This is a genomic window from Rhizobium sp. BR 249 (genome assembly GCF_047445895.1).
Classification (GTDB): Bacteria; Pseudomonadota; Alphaproteobacteria; order Rhizobiales; family Rhizobiaceae; genus Rhizobium.
Map to the genome: position 1 here is coordinate 120,946 of NZ_JARWKX010000011.1, position 14,849 is coordinate 135,794.

The following is a 14,849-nucleotide window of genomic DNA, read 5'->3' on the forward strand; positions in this document are numbered from 1 at the left end:
CCGTGGCATTGGCCAGAACGGGCCGGCGGCCCTGGTATTCCACACGCTGTTTACAGCGTTCATCATTGCTCCTTTGGCGGTAATCGTTTTGGTTTCCTTTTCCGACAAAGGCTTCATTTCGATGCCCTTCGATGGCGCCTCCTTGAGGTGGTATCGCGCCATATTCGACGCTCCTGAGCTTGTGAGCGCCTTCTGGCTGTCGATATGGCTCGCTTTGGGATCTGCAACTTTGGCAACTGCGGTCGCGATTCCTGCGGCGATCGCAATTGCCCGGTATCGGTTCATCGGACGCGACGCGCTGACCGCCTTGCTCCTGTCGCCTCTCATGATCCCTCATGTTGTCCTTGGCGTTGCCTTTCTCCGCTTCTTTTCCGTCATGGCATGGACCGGTTCCTTCGCGGCATTGCTTCTCGTTCATGCGCTGATCGTGGTGCCCTTTTCTCTCCGGCTTACCCTTTCCGCCGTTATCGGCCTGGACCGCGATGCGGAGCTTGCCGCCAGGTCGCTGGGTGCCACACGATGGATTTCATTCCGCCGGATCCTGTTTCCGCTGATCCTGCCCGGCGTGGTCGGAGGCTGGGTCTTGGCGTTCATCCAGAGCTTTGACGAAGTCACTATGACGATCTTCGTCGCGACACCGGGTACGACCACTCTTCCGGTAGCACTTTATCATCGGGTTTCGATGCTCACGGATCCGGTCACCACTTCGGTGTCGACGGTAATGATCGTTGGAACAATGCTCCTCATGTTCGTTCTCGACCGCGTGGTGGGATTGGACAAGGTTTTGATCGGCAAAAAGTAGGCGCGGCAACGGCCTGATCGTCCTCGCCACCGAGCGAGAGGACAGGAATCGTGCGCCGATTTCACAGAAAGAGCGGCCCGCTACGGGGATGTTGAATGAGTAGAGAACTAGTGACAGTCGTAGGGGGCGGGCTCGTCGGAGCAGCGATCGCCTATGGTGCAGCAAGGTGCGGCGCGCGCGTTCGGGTGCTCGACCAAGGCGATGCGGCCTTTCGAGCGTCGCGAGGGAATTTTGGTCTAGTGTGGTTGTCCAGCAAGGGAAGCGGCATACCGCGTTATGTCCGCTGGACGAGAGACGCCTGCCGCCTCTGGAGCGATCTCCATAACGAGTTGCTGGATCTAACTGGCGTCGACACCGGCCTCCAGCAAAAGGGTGGCTTCTGGCTGGGCTTCAGCGAGCAGGACGTGCAAAAGCGGGCGGAGTTGCTGGCGAAGATCGATCGCGAAGTCGGCGATGTCCCGTTCAAAATGATGGAGCCGTCCGAGCTGCGGCAATATCTTCCCGGCCTCGGACCAGCTGTCGTCGGCGGAAGCTTCGGTGCTCACGACGGCCATGCCAATCCATTAATGTTGTTGCACGCACTCCACGCTGGCCTTCGAGAAAAGGGTGCAGAGGTCATCACCGGCGCAGATGTCGTCGAGCTCAAGCACGATTTGGCGAGGGGTCAGTTCACGATCAGGGCCCGAGACGGCCAAAGCTGGAAGAGTGACCGGCTTGTGCTGGCGGCAGGCCTCGGCATTGCAAAGCTCGCCGACCAGGTGGGGATCTGCGCGCCCGTGACCACGACACGTGGTCAGGTGTTGATTACTGAGCGCCTTAAGCCGTTTCTCGACTATCCGACAAACAAGGCACGGCAAACACGCGAAGGTTCAGTTCAAATTGGTTCGACAACGGAGGATGTGGGGTTCGATGACAGTACGACGACCGACAAGATCGAATGGCTTGCACGCCGGGCCGTGGCAACGTTCCCACTTCTCGCCAGGGCGCGGCTGGTTCGCGCCTGGGGTGCTTTGCGTCCGCTGACGCCGGACGGCTATCCCATTTATCAGAGTTCGACGTCTTGCCCCGGTGCTTACGTCGCCATCTGTCACAGCGGCGTTACGCTGGCTGCCGCGCATGCGTACCTGATCGGCCCCTGGATGGGCGGGCTGGCCGAAGCCCCGCCTGACTTCGACATCTTCCAGAGCGAGCGCTTTTTGGATCCCAATGCGAGTTTAAGCCATGCCCACTGACGCACTCTTTTCCATTCCAAAATCGCCTGATGTACGACTGATCACGATTACCTTCGAAGACGCGAAGATCATGGTCCCCGAGGGTATCAGCGTTGCAGCGGCCTTGCTGACCGGTGGGGCTCGGTCCTTCCGATCAAGCATCGTCAGCGATGCGCCACGAGCACCCTATTGCATGATGGGCGTTTGCTTTGAGTGCCTCGTTGAGATCGACGGGATGCCTGCCAGGCAGAGCTGCCTGATCCCGGTTCGCGAAGGAATGCAGATAAAGCGTCAGCAGGGCGCGCCGGCGCTGTGTGACGCGGCTATGGGAGACGATCATGACTGAAGTGGTTGACCTCGTTATCATCGGTTGTGGCCCCGCTGGAATGGCAGCGGCCTGTGAGGCTCGCAAACTCGGACTTTCGGTTGTCCTGCTCGATGAACAAACGGCGATCGGGGGACAGATCTATCGCCGGATTGAAACAGCGCCGCGCCAGCTCGTTGAGGTCTTGGGCAAGGACTACGAAGCTGGGCAGCGGCTAGCATCAGAATTCCGCACCAGCGGAGCCCATTATATTGGCGGCGCTGTGGTCTGGAACGTCGCTGCTAAGGGCGTCGTCGACTACGTCGCGAACGGCAAGGCTGATAAAGTCGCCGGCAAGTTTGTCCTGCTTGCCAGCGGCGCGATGGAACGGCCGTTTCCGATCAAAGGTTGGACCCTGCCGGGAGTAATGGGGGCAGGGGCAGGGCAGATCATGTTGAAGGGCTCGGGCGCTCTTCCCGCCGGGCCTGTGGTTCTCGCCGGCTCGGGTCCATTACTCTATCTTATGGCGTGGCAGTATTTGCGCGCGGGGATCAGAATTCGGGCGCTGGTCGATACGACGGAACGATCAGCGTATTTCCATGCTGCCTGCTATCTGTTCGGAGCGCTCAAGGGCTGGCGCGATCTGCTTAAGGGCATCAAGCTGATTTCGGCGATACGGCGTCATGGCGTCCGAGTGTATTCCGGTGCCCACGATCTTTCGGTCGTTGGTGAGGCTCGCGCCGAAGGCCTGACATTCCAATCGCACGGCAAGACCATTCAGGTGCCTGCGTCGCTGGTGCTCCTCCATCAGGGCATTGTGCCCAATACCCAGCTGAGCTGGTCGACAGGATCAGCGCATAGCTGGAACGCTGACCAGCTCTGCTGGCAACCGGTGACAGATGAGGCGGGGCGTTTGGGAAGCACGTCTGTCTACGTGGCCGGTGACAGTCGTGCCATCGTCGGGGCCAAGGCATCAGCAGTCCAAGGACGATTAGCAGCGCTGGCTATCGGTGAGGAGATCGGCGTGGCGAGGGACTCGGCCAGAAAGATATCAGCCCTCAAAGCCGAGCTGAAGCGATCTATGCACATCCGCCCGTTTCTGGACGCGCTGTACCGGCCCCGCGACGAGAACCGTATTCCACCCGACGAAGTGCTCGTCTGCAGATGCGAGGAAGTGACCGCCGGACAGGTCCGCCACTATGTCGAACTGGGCTGCCTGGGACCAAACCAAACCAAAGCGTTCGGCCGCTGCGGGATGGGCCCGTGCCAAGGCCGCCTCTGCGGACTAACCGTCACCGAGGTGATTGCCGACGCGCGCCGGGTCGAACCAGCCGAGGTTGGCTACTACCGCATCCGCCCCCCGGTCAAACCAATTCTTCTTGGCGACTTCGTCGATTAGAGACCTCGAGATTCTTCGTCCCACACGAAAGGAACGTTAATGAACGACATCACTCGCATCGACACCGATCCCCGCCGCAGCCGGGCGGTGGTTTATAATGGCATGGTATTTGTTGGCGGCATGACTGCTGACGATCGCAGCCAGGACATTACGGGGCAAACCAAGCAGACGCTGGCGAAGATCGAGCAGTTTCTTGAAAAGGCCGGTACGGACAAAAGCCGACTCCTAACCGCGCAGATCTGGATCAAGGATCTTGCTCGTGACTTCGACGCAATGAATGAGGTCTGGAACGCCTGGACGGCTCCCAACTCTGCACCGACGCGCGCCACCGCACAGGCCGAAATGGGCGCTCCGGACGTACTCGTCGAAATCATCGTGACTGCAGCTGTAGGTTAGTAACATCCCCGATCCTTGCAACAGATGGATCATTCGGCGCGAATGATGCTGCAGCGGGGACCTGTTCGGCCTTCCGCTGCCCTCCATTCTAAGGAAAATAATGGACCATCAAAATGCCGGAACTAAACATCTAGATTCTCCCCAAAACTGGAGGGAACAATCGGCTCAGGTCACAACCGTTGCCGTCGGCCTCATTCGGGAATATCGGCAGAAAAGCGGGCTTCGGAAGGGCGCCGAAAACTGGAGCCGAAGCAGTCTGCAGCGTCGCCACGGCATCGACAATCAGATGCTGCAACGTCGTGGAAATTTTTCATCCTTACCGGCATCTTTTTTGGCCATCGAACATATTCCCTCGCTGCTTCCACCGAACGGTCAACATATCAGCGTGAAAGAGGCGGATTCAATATGCCAGATATGTAAGTATCTTAGCTCATGCAGATGATCGAGCTCTAGATCGGCGTTTACGCTGCACGCTCCCTCAACGAAGCCTCGTCCCGGCGATTGCGGCCAGAACCAGCAATCCGCTGATTCCGAGGAAGGCAGCTGAAAGATCGGCCGCATGGGCGACGAAGCCAACCAGCGCCGGGCCGAGCAGGATTCCCGAATAGCCGATCGTAGTGATGGTCGGGATCGCGACGCTTGCTGGCATGATATTTTGGCGTCCGATGGCCGAAAACAGCACCGGCACGATGTTCGCGCAGCCAAATCCGGCCAGGAAATATCCGGCGAGGATGCCGGCAAATTGCGGGATGACCGTTGCAACGAATAGGCCGGAGGCCGCACCGATTGATCCCACAACGACAATCTTCCGGGGGCCGATCTTGCGAACCAACCAGTCGCCGATCAATCGTCCAAAAGTCATGGCGGCAGCAAACGACGCGTAGCCAAGTCCGGCATAATCGGCCCTGATACCGCGCAGCGTCGTCAGGAAAATTCCGCTCCAGTCGAGAACGACGCCCTCGGCTAAAAACAGCACGAAACACAAGACACTGATCAGCAAAACGGGACCTTTCGGAAGAGCATACCGAAAGCTTCCGCCTGCGCCGAAGCGCAGCAGGTTTGCTGAAACCAACGCCATGGCGGCGAGGGAACCGAACGACACGACGACGGCGGCGGTAAAAGGTGTATAGCCTGCCGCCATAATCGCGACCGGGCCGCCTGCGCCAAAAATGCCGCCGACGCTGAACATCCCGTGAAAGCCCGACATCATGGGTCTGCCGCCGGCGCGTTCGACGATCACCGCCATGATGTTGATGGTACTGTCCATTGCACCGATCCCGGCCCCAAAGAAGAACAGGGTGAGGCCGATAACGGCGAGCGAGCCGCTATACCCAAGAAAGGGCAGCGACCCGCAAACACTGAGGCAGGAAAGGAGGAGGATCGACCGGCATCCGAACCGGTGCGCAAACCTGCCCGACAAAGGCATTGCGATGATCGACCCTAGCCCAAGCAGCAGAAGAAGAAGGCCGACGGATCCATCTGGAATGCCCGTTCGCTCCTTGACAAACGGAATGAGTGGCGCCCATCCTCCCATACAAAAACCGAGCACAAAGAAGACGACTCTGGTGGCGATCTGCTCCGGTCGACCCCGAATCAGGCTTTCACTCCCACTTCGGCTGGCGCTGCGGTGATCCATTAGATTGTGTCGGCACCGATGGCCGCGAGGGCTGCCCGAGCGACATGAAAATCCTGCTCTCCGCTTCCGGATCCGACACCGATGGCGCCGGCGAGCCGGCCCGAAAAGCGGATCGGCAGCCCGCCTGGCAGTGAGGTGACGCCGCCCTGGGAGGCGATGCCAGCCGCCGTCCCAAACTCGAATGCCATCGAGCCGGTCGCGCTGTTGATCGATGCTGCCGTCCGCGCCTTGGCGCGCGCTGTATGCATGCTGAGGTATTTCGCGCCGTCCATACGCAGGCTCGCAATCGTCTCGCCGCTTGCATCTACGACGAAAATGCATTGCGGAACGCCGATCGAGAGCGCTTCCGCGACGCCCGCGGTTATTGCCGACAGCGCGCCTTCATGCGTCATCGAGATCGTTTCTTTGAACGCGGCCATGTTCATTCCTTGCCTTTACCGAAGTGGCGAAAACGCCGTTGGAGTGAGAATACGGATATTCTGCACGTCGATCAGTCCCTTGATGCTGGCCAGATATCCTGGCCAGCGCGGGTCGGCGAGCATTTTCGCCCGCTTCTCGGCGCGCTCGATCATGTCCTCGTATCGCCACATCGAAACGACGTGGTTGAGTTCGCCGATATCCGAGACGAAGAAGGCGTGCGGCTCGCCGAGATGTTCGCGCTGAACCGCCAGCCCCAATGTTTGATAGTTTTCCAAAAAGTCGGCGACGTAGCCGGCTTTGATCCGGTAATCTCTTTCTTCCAAGATCATGCCGAAACCTCCAAGGCCGCCTTCACCAGGCAGCCGCCCCGCCGTCGACGGTCAGCATCGAGCCCGTCGCAAATCCAGACTCGTCGCACGCAAGGTAAAGGATTGCATTGGCGATATCGAGGGGCTCCCCGTAACGGCCCATCGGCGCGCGCGCCTTCAGTCCGTTGACAAAGGCATCCGGGTCGGGGACCTGGGTCAGCATCTTGTTGTAATAGTTCGACCAGATGACGCCCGGGGCAACAGAGTTGACGCGAATGTTGTCGACCGAGTGGTCAAGTGCCATGGCTCGGGTCAGAGCTGCAACGCCGCCCTTTGCCGCCACATAGGCTGCTCGATCCTTGATAGCGAATTGGACGATGTTCGACGCCGTGTTGACGATCGCCCCGCCGCCGCGTGCGCGCAGTGCTGGAATCGCATATTTCGAGCAAAGGTAGACGCCCTTGAGGTTGACGGCGATGATGTCGTCCCAATCGCCTTCTTCCATCGTCTCTACCGTTCCGAGGCTGCCACGGCCAGCATTGTTGACGACGATATCCAGGCCGCCGAACTTGCTGACGGCGAGGTCGACCATCGCCTTCACCTCGGCGCTGTCGCGCACATCGACAGTGCACCCGATGGCATCCTCGCCGAGGTGGCTCACGACTTCGTTAACGGCATCGGCGTTGAAGTCCGCAACGACAACCTTCGCGCCTTCCCTGATGAATAGTTCAGCGGTCGCCGCGCCGATACCTGCACCGGCACCGGTGACGATTGCTACTTTATTGATGAGACGCATGTTCGGTTCCTCACAGTTCGATGTTCTGGAAGTGGCGGATGATGCTTTGCTCGATGCTGAGAGCAGCAAGCCAGGATGTCTTGGGATTGTCCGGGAGAGGGCGGTTCTCCAATGAAATCGAGAAGCGTCCGAACGCGCCATGGGCTTCCACCTGATGTATGTTGCTCATCGAAGCCGGATCGGCAATGAGTGTCACCTTGGTGTTGTCGAAGCCAACGCCGGCGAGCGCCACTGCAGCCGTAACGTTTGCGTTTTTGGGGTAACGTCTTGAGGCCTCGAGTGCAGTCCCATCAAAGATCACGGTGCGCTCGCTCAAAGCGGCAAGGTCGAATTTTTCATCCGCCGGCGTCCCTTTCCAAGCAGCCGGAGGCTTACTTCCCGTGTAGACGACCGCATCCAGGCCAGCGATTTTGGCCGACCGCAGAACGTCCAAACCGCCGATTGCGCCGGAGGCAACGGTTAGACGGCTGTTTCCCGATTGGGCCGCTTTTTCGAGGTCAGCCAGGAGCGCCTCGTCGGACAAACTGCCGACGGATACGACAACTACGTCAATACCCGATCGCAAGAGCACCGGGACCGCATTTTTGACCGCCTCGTGACTGGCACATTCGACGACGAGGGATGGTTCCCATGCAATCAGCTCTTCGACGGTGCTGCATACGAAAACACTGTCCGGCACAACGGTACTTGCGTGGAACTCCTTCGGAAGCAGCGTGGCCTTGATTGCCAGACCGCTTTGCGCCTCGGCCAATGATGTTTGGAGGCTGCGGGCCATCGCGCCGAAACCAATGATTGCAATCTTTTGCGGATCTTTAGGCATATCCGTACTCCAGAAATTGGCGGATGATCTTCGCGAACCTGTCAGGGTGCACTTTGGGGAAAAAATGAGCGCCATCGAGCACCGTCAGCTTCGCGCCGGGGATCATCGCAGCGAGGCGCTGCGAGTGATAAAACGGAATGAGAGCATCATCCGTTGCGCCGATGATGAGGGTGGGCGCCTTGATCGAGGCTAGCTCATCGGACCGATAGTCCGTAAAGAGCATTTCGATACGCGCGCTGGCGACTTGCACAGGAGACAATGCAGCGTGGGCGCCCTCGATAACGGTATTGAGCTCGGCCTGATGCTGGTCTAGATAGTCGGCAGGGTATCCCACGGCATGCGTCAGGCGCTGATATACCTGGGAACCTGCTTCGAGAAGCACACCTAACCGAGCTTCGAACATCATGCGAAAACGAGGATCGGGTTTTTCCCAGCTGCCGCTGATGACGAGACGGCAGACCAGATCGGGATAGTCCAGCGCGAGATACTGGGCTATCATTCCTCCCGTCGAGTGGCCGATGACCGTGGCGCTCGTGGCGCCAGTCTCAAGAAGGATCTGGTGCGCATCCTCAGCAATACGCGCGATCGTGTATTTTCCGTTCGGTCGATCGCTGCGACCGGTGCCGCGATGATCGAAGGAAACGACCCTGTAATTCTCAGCGAGGCGCGGCACGATTGCCGACCAGAAGGCTGCCTGGCCTCCAAGCCCCGGTATGAGAAGTAACACTTCCCCGTTGCCGGAGACATCATATGTCACCCGGCATCCGTCGGACGCCACTATCGTAGGCATTTTAGACCTCTAGGCGTTATTCCGGCTTGGCTGCAACGAATGCAGTGCGCCGTTCGATCTCCAATACGTCGTCCGGTCGCGCAAAGGGCGTCGGGTCGGGCTGACCCGCTTCCATCGGACGGCCGATCTCTTCGAAGAAATCCTCCAGCCCGTTTGGCTGGATGAACCAGAGCCAGTGCAGATCCTGATCCGTGCTGGTATTGATGAACTTGTGCTTGCGGTTACGGCCGACGAAAATCGTCGTGCCGGGCAGGGCGTCGTATTCGACGCCTTCGACGACAGCCGTCCCCTTGCCGGAGATGAAGTGCAAGACTTCGTCGTGGACCGGATGGGCGTGCTCTCGGACATAGCCTTGCGGAGGGAGCGTCTGCGTGCCGATGCTGAAGGGGGTTTCGACATTGACGAACCCCGGCGCCACACGCACTGAAATATGTCCGTTTGCCGGTACCGGCTGCCAAAAATTCCTGCCTTCTTCCGGACGCAGGATCAGGACATCGCCCTTCCGTTCGCTATTTTCGCTCATTTCGAACTCCTTCACTCTGCCGCCGGCAGGTAATAATCCGCCACTTCATTGGGAAGTTTCTTGCCAAGAATGTCGTCGGACAGCTTCTCGGCCATCATAATCACGGGAGCGTTGAGGTTGCCGCTAACGATTGCGGGCATGATCGAGGCGTCGATGACGCGCAGGTTTTCGATGCCATGAACCTTCGCATGGGTATCCACGACCGACATGCTGTCGGTTCCCATCCGACAGCTGCAGCATGGATGATAGTTCGTGCCGGCTTCCTTGCGTAGAAACGCGAGAATGTCCTCGTCGGACTGGACGTTCTTGCCGGGCGTGACTTCCTCGCCTCGAACGTCGTTCCAGGCAGGCTGGGCAACGATGTTGCGGATTGCTCGCACGGCTTCGATCGCCTCCTTGCGGTCTTCCTCATGTTCGAGGAAGTTGAAGACGAATTTCGGCGCGACGTCAGGATCGGCGCTGGCGAGCCAGACGCGACCTTCGCTCTTCGGCCGCATCAGGCTGAAGAAATATTGGAAGCCGTTCTCCAGAGCGACACTGCCATGCTGCATTTCGCCGATAAGGGGAACGAACTCCAACTGCACGTTGGGTACCGGATGCTTCTTGTTGGTCCTGAGAAAGCCGCCGACCTCGAAGAAGTTCGTCGCCCCCAGTCCCTTCTTGGCGATAAGCCATTGCAGGCCAAGCTTCAGCTTGCCAAAGCGCGTCAGTTTGCCGACAACGGAGACAGGCTTGGTCGCGCGATACTGCACGGGGGCGGCGACATGGTCTTTCAGGCCCCTGCCGACGCCGGGCAGGTCCTGCACGACCGGTATCGACAGCTTACGAAGATCTTCCGCATCACCTATGCCGGAAAGCAGAAGGAGCTGCGGCGAGTTGATGGCGCCGGCTGCAAGAAGGACTTCCTTGTCGACGCCGATCGAGAAATGCTTGCCGTCGATCCGCGCACGCACGCGCACCGCCCGTTTTCCTTCGAACTCGATCTTAAGAACCTTTGCCTTGATCACGACGTCGAGGTTGGCCCGCGCGGGCTGAGCGTGGATATATGCTTGGGAGGAACTCCACCGAATGCCGTGGCCGACATTGCGCTGGGTTATATGGATGCCTTCCTGGCGGTAGGCATTGTGGTCTTCGATATAGGCATAGCCGGCCTGCTCACCGGCTTTGATGAAGGCCCGATAAAGCGGGCTGTCGGCCTTGCAGGTCTCGATTTGCATCGGGCCTTTGCCGCCGCGATAGGCACTGCTGCCTTTGTCGGAGGTTTCTGCGCGACGGAAATAGGGAAGAACTTCCTTGTAGCTCCAGCCCTCCAGGCCCATGGCCGACCAGTTGTCGTAATCCCACGGGCTGCCGCGCACCCAATTCATGCCATTGATCGAGGAGGAGCCTCCCAGCACACGCCCGCGCGCTTCCAGAATAATTCGGTTGTTGAGGTGCGGCTCCGGCTCGGAATTGTAGAACCAATTGAACCGGTCATTTGCGAGCGGAAGCGGAAGAGCCGCCGGCATTCGAATATGGATATGCTGGTCGGATGGACCAGCTTCAAGGAGCAACACGCGGTTCTTACCGTCTTCAGATAGGCGGCCGGCCAGGACGCTGCCTGCGGATCCGGAGCCAATGATCACGTAATCATAAGAAGAGCGTGACGGAGCGGTCGAAATCTTACCCATTTTTGTCACCGTTGTTGCGTTCGCGGAGCGCGTCGGTTGATGCCGGAGCCTGTAACTGGCCTCTGTCAGTACCAGCGAGAAAGCCATCGACATCACTCCCTATTTCGAGGTCTTCCAGGTATCGCCAAGCTTGTAACCCGTCGGGAATGGATCCGTCGGATCGAGGACATACTGGTGGAAAGCGGTAATCCAGGCCGTGCCTGTAATGGCCGGGCGGATCGCCGTATGGCCGGCGATCGACGTCGTCTCGACCACTTCACCGACGAACTCCGTGCCGATGATCGACTCATGGACGAACTTCTCGCCAACACCGATCTGACCCTTGGCGTGCAGCACCGCAAGGCGCGCGCTGGTGCCGGTGCCGCAAGGCGAACGATCGTGACGGCCAGGCGAAACGATGACGGTGTTCTTGGACCGCTTGATTCCGTTCTCTACGCGCATCGGGCCAGCAAAAAGGGTCTGGTTGATCGTGTGGATCTCGGGATTTTCCGGATGCACGGCAGGAACCTGCTCGGCCGCCGCCAGCTTGATCTTTTCACCGACATCGACGAGTTCGGCCGCTTCGTCCTCAGTAATGGCATACCCCAGCGCCTTGGCGTCGACGAGCGCGTAGATCATGCCGCCATAGGCAACATCGACCGTGACGGTGCCAATTCCCGGAACTTCCACCTTGCGGTCGAGAGCCATGACGAAAGAGGGAACATTGGCGAAGGTAATGCCGGTGACCTTGCCGTCCTTGCAATCTGCCTTGACTCTGACTAGACCGGCCGGGGCCTCCAGTGTCAGATGCGTGACCGGCTCGACCATCGGGATCATGCCGGTTTCTAGAAGCACGGTTGCCGTGCAGATCGTGTTGGTGCCCGACATCGGCACGTAATATTCCGATTCCATGATGATGAAACCGGCATCGGCGTCAGGACGGGTCGGGGGGAGGACCAGATTGACGCATTGCGTTACCTTGCCCCTTGGCTCGTGAAGCAGAAACTGCCGCAACGCATCACCGTGCTTTTCCAGATATTGCATCTTCTGAAATATGCTGTCGCCGGGCACCGGCAGGACGCCGCCGGTGATGACCTCGTTGAGCTCGCCGGCCGCATGAGCGCCGACGACAGTTACCATTCTGCTGAAACGCATCAGTAAACCCCTTTTTCCGCAATTCGAAAACTGCGGCTCTCTTGATTGATAAAAGGAGTAAACGTTTTCTCGAAATGCGTCAAGCGGCTCTATTCGAACCACTCGGAGCGCGCGCGATGGAGTCGCGCATGATGAGGCTTGTTTCGAATTGCATCGACGTCAGCTTCTGGCCTTCCTCGAGATTCGCGATCATGGCGCGCGCCGCGTAGCGACCCATATCGCCTGAGGGGACCGCAAGCGTCGTCAGCGGCTGGTAGAGCAGTGAGGCGAAAGCGACATCCTCGAAACCCGAGACGGACATTTCGTTCGGGACGCTGATTCCGAGCTTGCGGCATTCGGCAAGGACGCCGCAGGCGAGTAGGTCCGTTGCGCATATAACAGCCGTAACATTCCGATTTTCTTCAAGAATTCTGCGGAAAGCCTGGCCGGCGTCATTGATCGTATAACCAGGCTGCACCATCTGGGCCGTCGTCTTCAGCCCGTTGGCCTGCATCATATCTTCGTAGGCCTTGCGTCGCGCTTGCTGGCGGTCGTTGCCCTTGGTCGGCCCTGAAATATGGGCGATATCACGATGCCCGAGCTGCAGCATCAACTGCGCAATCTTTTGAGTGGAAGCGTAATTGTCGATGCCGACAGAAGGAATCGGGTTGCCTTCAAGATAGGAATAGATCTGTATGATCGGAACCTGATTATTCTTGATAAAAGCAAGTAATTTTTCATCGTCAATTCGACCAAATATAAGTAATCCCTCCGCTCCACGATTTAATAAACGAAATACAGCATCGAATATCCGGCTGTTGTCGTAACCGGAAGTCTGAAGAAAGCCTACATAATCGTTGGCAAAGAGCGTTTCCTGCACGCCATGTGCAATTTCAGAGAAGATCGGATCGTCCAGCCGCGGCAGAAGCGTCCCGATTGTCCTTGTTCGGGCGATTTTGAGCGCTTTTCCGGCGGAATTCGTCGTGTATCCGAGCTGCGAAGCCGCCGCCATCACACGATCGTACATCTCGCGGTTTACTTTTTCAGGCTTGTTCAGCACCCGCGAAACGGTCGCGATCGATACGTTTGCGACCTTCGCGACATCGTGGATCGTGGCACGCCGCAAATTTTCTGGCATTTTCTTCATGATAGCTCATGGCTCCTTGTATCTCAGCGCGCTTAACAGGCCCAAGTGGAGCCTGTTTATATTTAAATAAGTTGAATGCGTCCACAAAAACTGCATTGACAAAGCGCAAGGCTGGTGTTTACGTGAAAACGTTTACTCGGCATGGAGGAAAAGCCGCCGAGAACGTCCTTCAAAATTAAGGGGAACTGATATGACTCAAGGGCCATTTTCCAGTGAACTGTCTCGCCGTGCATTGATGCGCACGCTGGCGGCAGGTGCTGCAGCCTATGCATTGCTCCCAGCGGGTCGCAGCTTTGCCGCTGCGGCGGCTGTCAATATCCTCAACAGCAACGTCGCCTGGTCGAATGCTCTGACGGGCAGCGTCGCCAACGCTTATACTGGCGCCAAAATCACCGGTGAGTCCAATGCCTACGAAGCGCATTACGAAAAACTGCTGATCGAGCTCAGCCAGGGGTCCACCACCTTCGATATATTTACGACGGACAATCTGTGGATCCGTCAGCCGCTTCGCAACGGTTGGGCGAGCTCTTTCGACGACATTCGCGCGGAGGATAGTTCCTTGCCGGAAATCACCGTTGAAAAGCTTTCGCCTGCTTCAACCCAATACACTGAATACGAGGGCAAGCGCTGGGGTCTCCCAGTGGCGATGACCACACCTGTCTTCGTCTACCGCAAGGATCTCTTCGAAAAGGCGGGCATTACCAAGGTTCCGGAAACATGGGACGAGTACCGGGATGCGGCGCAGAAGCTTCATTCCGATGACGTGGCCGGCAACGTCCTCATGCTCGGGGGGCAGGACGCTCATATGAGCGGCGATTGGGGCAGCCGTCTCATGGGAATGACGAAGATCGCGCCGCATGACGACGGCGTTCTCGACGAAAACAACAAAGTGGTCTTCAATACTGAAGGTCAGGGCGCCCGTGCGATCGAACGGCTGCGCGAAGTCCTGCCGTTCACGCCAAAGGGCGTGGAAGGTTTTGACTACGCCGAGGGATCCTCCACCATGCAGCAGGGCAAGGCTGCAATGATGGTGACTTGGTCCGATGTTATCGTCGGCATCGAGGATGGCCCCCACAAGGGTAAATTCGGTTACACCGTCGCGCCGACTGAAAAATTCCAGCAGTCCATGATCGGCGGCTGGTCGATTCTCATCAACGCGGCGTCGGAGAACAAGGCGGAAGCCTACAAGTTCCTGAAGTGGATGAGCGAGGGCGAAGCCTACAAGCTCTTCCGCGAAGGCGGAGAGTCATCTCTTTGCCTGCAGTCCGATATCGACAGCGACGAAGTGCTCGCGAAGGTTCCGATGCTCCAGGCGTTCCGCGATTTCAAGAAGCGGGGAACGTCGCCGGTCAGTATCCCGCCTTACCGGCTCACCAACGCCGTCGAGGTACAGCGCGTTCTCTACGAGAACATTCTCGCAGGTGTGAACGGGCGCAAGAAGCCGCAGGAAGCTATGGACGATGCCGAGAAGGCACTCGCCTCCGTCATCCGAACCTAACTGCTAACTCTTGTCG

16 protein-coding genes are annotated in these 14,849 nt (G+C 58.3%); 6 read left to right on the forward strand and 10 right to left on the reverse strand.

Features of this window, described 5'->3' with window-relative positions:
• Positions 1-7 precede the first annotated feature (7 nt).
• From QD408_RS12810 to QD408_RS12830, 5 genes are all read left to right on the forward strand, one after another.
• A complete protein-coding gene (locus QD408_RS12810) occupies positions 8-802 on the forward strand; it encodes an ABC transporter permease (protein ID WP_190237450.1) in 795 nt (264 codons plus the stop codon).
• Between the two features lie 95 nt (positions 803-897).
• Positions 898-2,034, forward strand: a complete 1,137-nt coding sequence (locus QD408_RS12815; protein ID WP_414139545.1) for an NAD(P)/FAD-dependent oxidoreductase — start codon at positions 898-900, stop codon at positions 2,032-2,034.
• The gene (locus QD408_RS12820; protein WP_414139546.1) at positions 2,024-2,359 is read left to right on the forward strand and encodes a (2Fe-2S)-binding protein; all 336 of its coding nucleotides are present in this window, start codon (positions 2,024-2,026) and stop codon (positions 2,357-2,359) included. Before QD408_RS12815 ends, QD408_RS12820 begins: the two co-directional genes overlap by 11 nt.
• Complete coding sequence (locus QD408_RS12825) at positions 2,352-3,716, forward strand: FAD-dependent oxidoreductase (RefSeq protein ID WP_414139547.1); 1,365 nt, start codon at positions 2,352-2,354, stop codon at positions 3,714-3,716. The genes QD408_RS12820 and QD408_RS12825 overlap by 8 nt, the downstream gene beginning before the upstream one ends.
• A 39-nt stretch (positions 3,717-3,755) precedes the next feature.
• Entirely contained in the window at positions 3,756-4,112 is a 357-nt protein-coding gene (locus tag QD408_RS12830; RefSeq protein ID WP_088682527.1) for a RidA family protein, read from the forward strand.
• 478 nt (positions 4,113-4,590) lie between these two features.
• Here the strand turns inward: QD408_RS12830 and QD408_RS12835 are convergent, their stop codons facing one another.
• From QD408_RS12835 to QD408_RS12880, 10 genes are all read right to left on the reverse strand, one after another.
• Entirely contained in the window at positions 4,591-5,748 is a 1,158-nt protein-coding gene (locus QD408_RS12835; protein WP_414139548.1) for an MFS transporter, read from the reverse strand.
• A complete protein-coding gene (locus QD408_RS12840; RefSeq protein WP_088682524.1) occupies positions 5,748-6,167 on the reverse strand; it encodes a GlcG/HbpS family heme-binding protein in 420 nt (139 codons plus the stop codon). The genes QD408_RS12835 and QD408_RS12840 overlap by 1 nt, the downstream gene beginning before the upstream one ends.
• Positions 6,168-6,182: 15 nt before the next feature.
• On the reverse strand, positions 6,183-6,497 hold the full coding sequence (locus QD408_RS12845) for an NIPSNAP family protein (protein WP_088682523.1): 315 nt from the start codon (positions 6,495-6,497) through the stop codon (positions 6,183-6,185).
• Between the two features lie 22 nt (positions 6,498-6,519).
• Positions 6,520-7,272, reverse strand: coding sequence for an SDR family oxidoreductase (locus tag QD408_RS12850; RefSeq protein ID WP_088682522.1), 753 nt, complete (start codon positions 7,270-7,272; stop codon positions 6,520-6,522).
• Between the two features lie 10 nt (positions 7,273-7,282).
• A complete protein-coding gene (locus QD408_RS12855; RefSeq protein WP_088682521.1) occupies positions 7,283-8,092 on the reverse strand; it encodes an aspartate dehydrogenase in 810 nt (269 codons plus the stop codon).
• On the reverse strand, positions 8,085-8,849 hold the full coding sequence (locus QD408_RS12860; RefSeq protein WP_414139549.1) for an alpha/beta fold hydrolase: 765 nt from the start codon (positions 8,847-8,849) through the stop codon (positions 8,085-8,087). The genes QD408_RS12855 and QD408_RS12860 overlap by 8 nt, the downstream gene beginning before the upstream one ends.
• 49 nt (positions 8,850-8,898) lie before the next feature.
• Entirely contained in the window at positions 8,899-9,405 is a 507-nt protein-coding gene (locus QD408_RS12865) for a cupin domain-containing protein (RefSeq protein WP_414139550.1), read from the reverse strand.
• A gap of 11 nt (positions 9,406-9,416) precedes the next feature.
• Positions 9,417-11,162: a choline dehydrogenase gene (locus QD408_RS12870; protein WP_414139551.1), complete on the reverse strand. Its 1,746-nt coding sequence runs from the start codon at positions 11,160-11,162 to the stop codon at positions 9,417-9,419.
• Between the two features lie 12 nt (positions 11,163-11,174).
• Positions 11,175-12,209 carry a proline racemase family protein gene (locus QD408_RS12875; RefSeq protein ID WP_088682519.1) on the reverse strand — a complete coding sequence of 345 codons (1,035 nt, stop codon included), beginning with the start codon at positions 12,207-12,209 and terminating at the stop codon, positions 11,175-11,177.
• Between the two features lie 79 nt (positions 12,210-12,288).
• Positions 12,289-13,335 carry a LacI family DNA-binding transcriptional regulator gene (locus QD408_RS12880; protein ID WP_414139552.1) on the reverse strand — a complete coding sequence of 349 codons (1,047 nt, stop codon included), beginning with the start codon at positions 13,333-13,335 and terminating at the stop codon, positions 12,289-12,291.
• A 190-nt stretch (positions 13,336-13,525) separates the two neighbouring features.
• Between QD408_RS12880 and QD408_RS12885 the strand changes: the two genes are divergently transcribed.
• Complete coding sequence (locus QD408_RS12885) at positions 13,526-14,833, forward strand: ABC transporter substrate-binding protein (RefSeq protein ID WP_088682517.1); 1,308 nt, start codon at positions 13,526-13,528, stop codon at positions 14,831-14,833.
• Positions 14,834-14,849: the final 16 nt, after the last annotated feature.

What these genes read in the sequence shown, in the direction of transcription:
- QD408_RS12815 (WP_414139545.1), top strand. Translation starts at nt 898, where the DNA reads ATGAGTAGAGAACTAGTGACAGTCGTAGGGGGCGGGCTCGTCGGAGCA.
- QD408_RS12820 (WP_414139546.1), top strand. Translation starts at nt 2,024, where the DNA reads ATGCCCACTGACGCACTCTTTTCCATTCCAAAATCGCCTGATGTACGA.
- QD408_RS12825 (WP_414139547.1), top strand. Translation starts at nt 2,352, where the DNA reads ATGACTGAAGTGGTTGACCTCGTTATCATCGGTTGTGGCCCCGCTGGA.
- QD408_RS12830 (WP_088682527.1), top strand. Translation starts at nt 3,756, where the DNA reads ATGAACGACATCACTCGCATCGACACCGATCCCCGCCGCAGCCGGGCG.
- QD408_RS12835 (WP_414139548.1), bottom strand. Translation starts at nt 5,748, where the DNA reads ATGGATCACCGCAGCGCCAGCCGAAGTGGGAGTGAAAGCCTGATTCGG.
- QD408_RS12840 (WP_088682524.1), bottom strand. Translation starts at nt 6,167, where the DNA reads ATGGCCGCGTTCAAAGAAACGATCTCGATGACGCATGAAGGCGCGCTG.
- QD408_RS12845 (WP_088682523.1), bottom strand. Translation starts at nt 6,497, where the DNA reads ATGATCTTGGAAGAAAGAGATTACCGGATCAAAGCCGGCTACGTCGCC.
- QD408_RS12850 (WP_088682522.1), bottom strand. Translation starts at nt 7,272, where the DNA reads ATGCGTCTCATCAATAAAGTAGCAATCGTCACCGGTGCCGGTGCAGGT.
- QD408_RS12855 (WP_088682521.1), bottom strand. Translation starts at nt 8,092, where the DNA reads ATGCCTAAAGATCCGCAAAAGATTGCAATCATTGGTTTCGGCGCGATG.
- QD408_RS12865 (WP_414139550.1), bottom strand. Translation starts at nt 9,405, where the DNA reads ATGAGCGAAAATAGCGAACGGAAGGGCGATGTCCTGATCCTGCGTCCG.
- QD408_RS12870 (WP_414139551.1), bottom strand. Translation starts at nt 11,162, where the DNA reads ATGGCTTTCTCGCTGGTACTGACAGAGGCCAGTTACAGGCTCCGGCAT.
- QD408_RS12875 (WP_088682519.1), bottom strand. Translation starts at nt 12,209, where the DNA reads ATGCGTTTCAGCAGAATGGTAACTGTCGTCGGCGCTCATGCGGCCGGC.
- QD408_RS12880 (WP_414139552.1), bottom strand. Translation starts at nt 13,335, where the DNA reads ATGAAGAAAATGCCAGAAAATTTGCGGCGTGCCACGATCCACGATGTC.
- QD408_RS12885 (WP_088682517.1), top strand. Translation starts at nt 13,526, where the DNA reads ATGACTCAAGGGCCATTTTCCAGTGAACTGTCTCGCCGTGCATTGATG.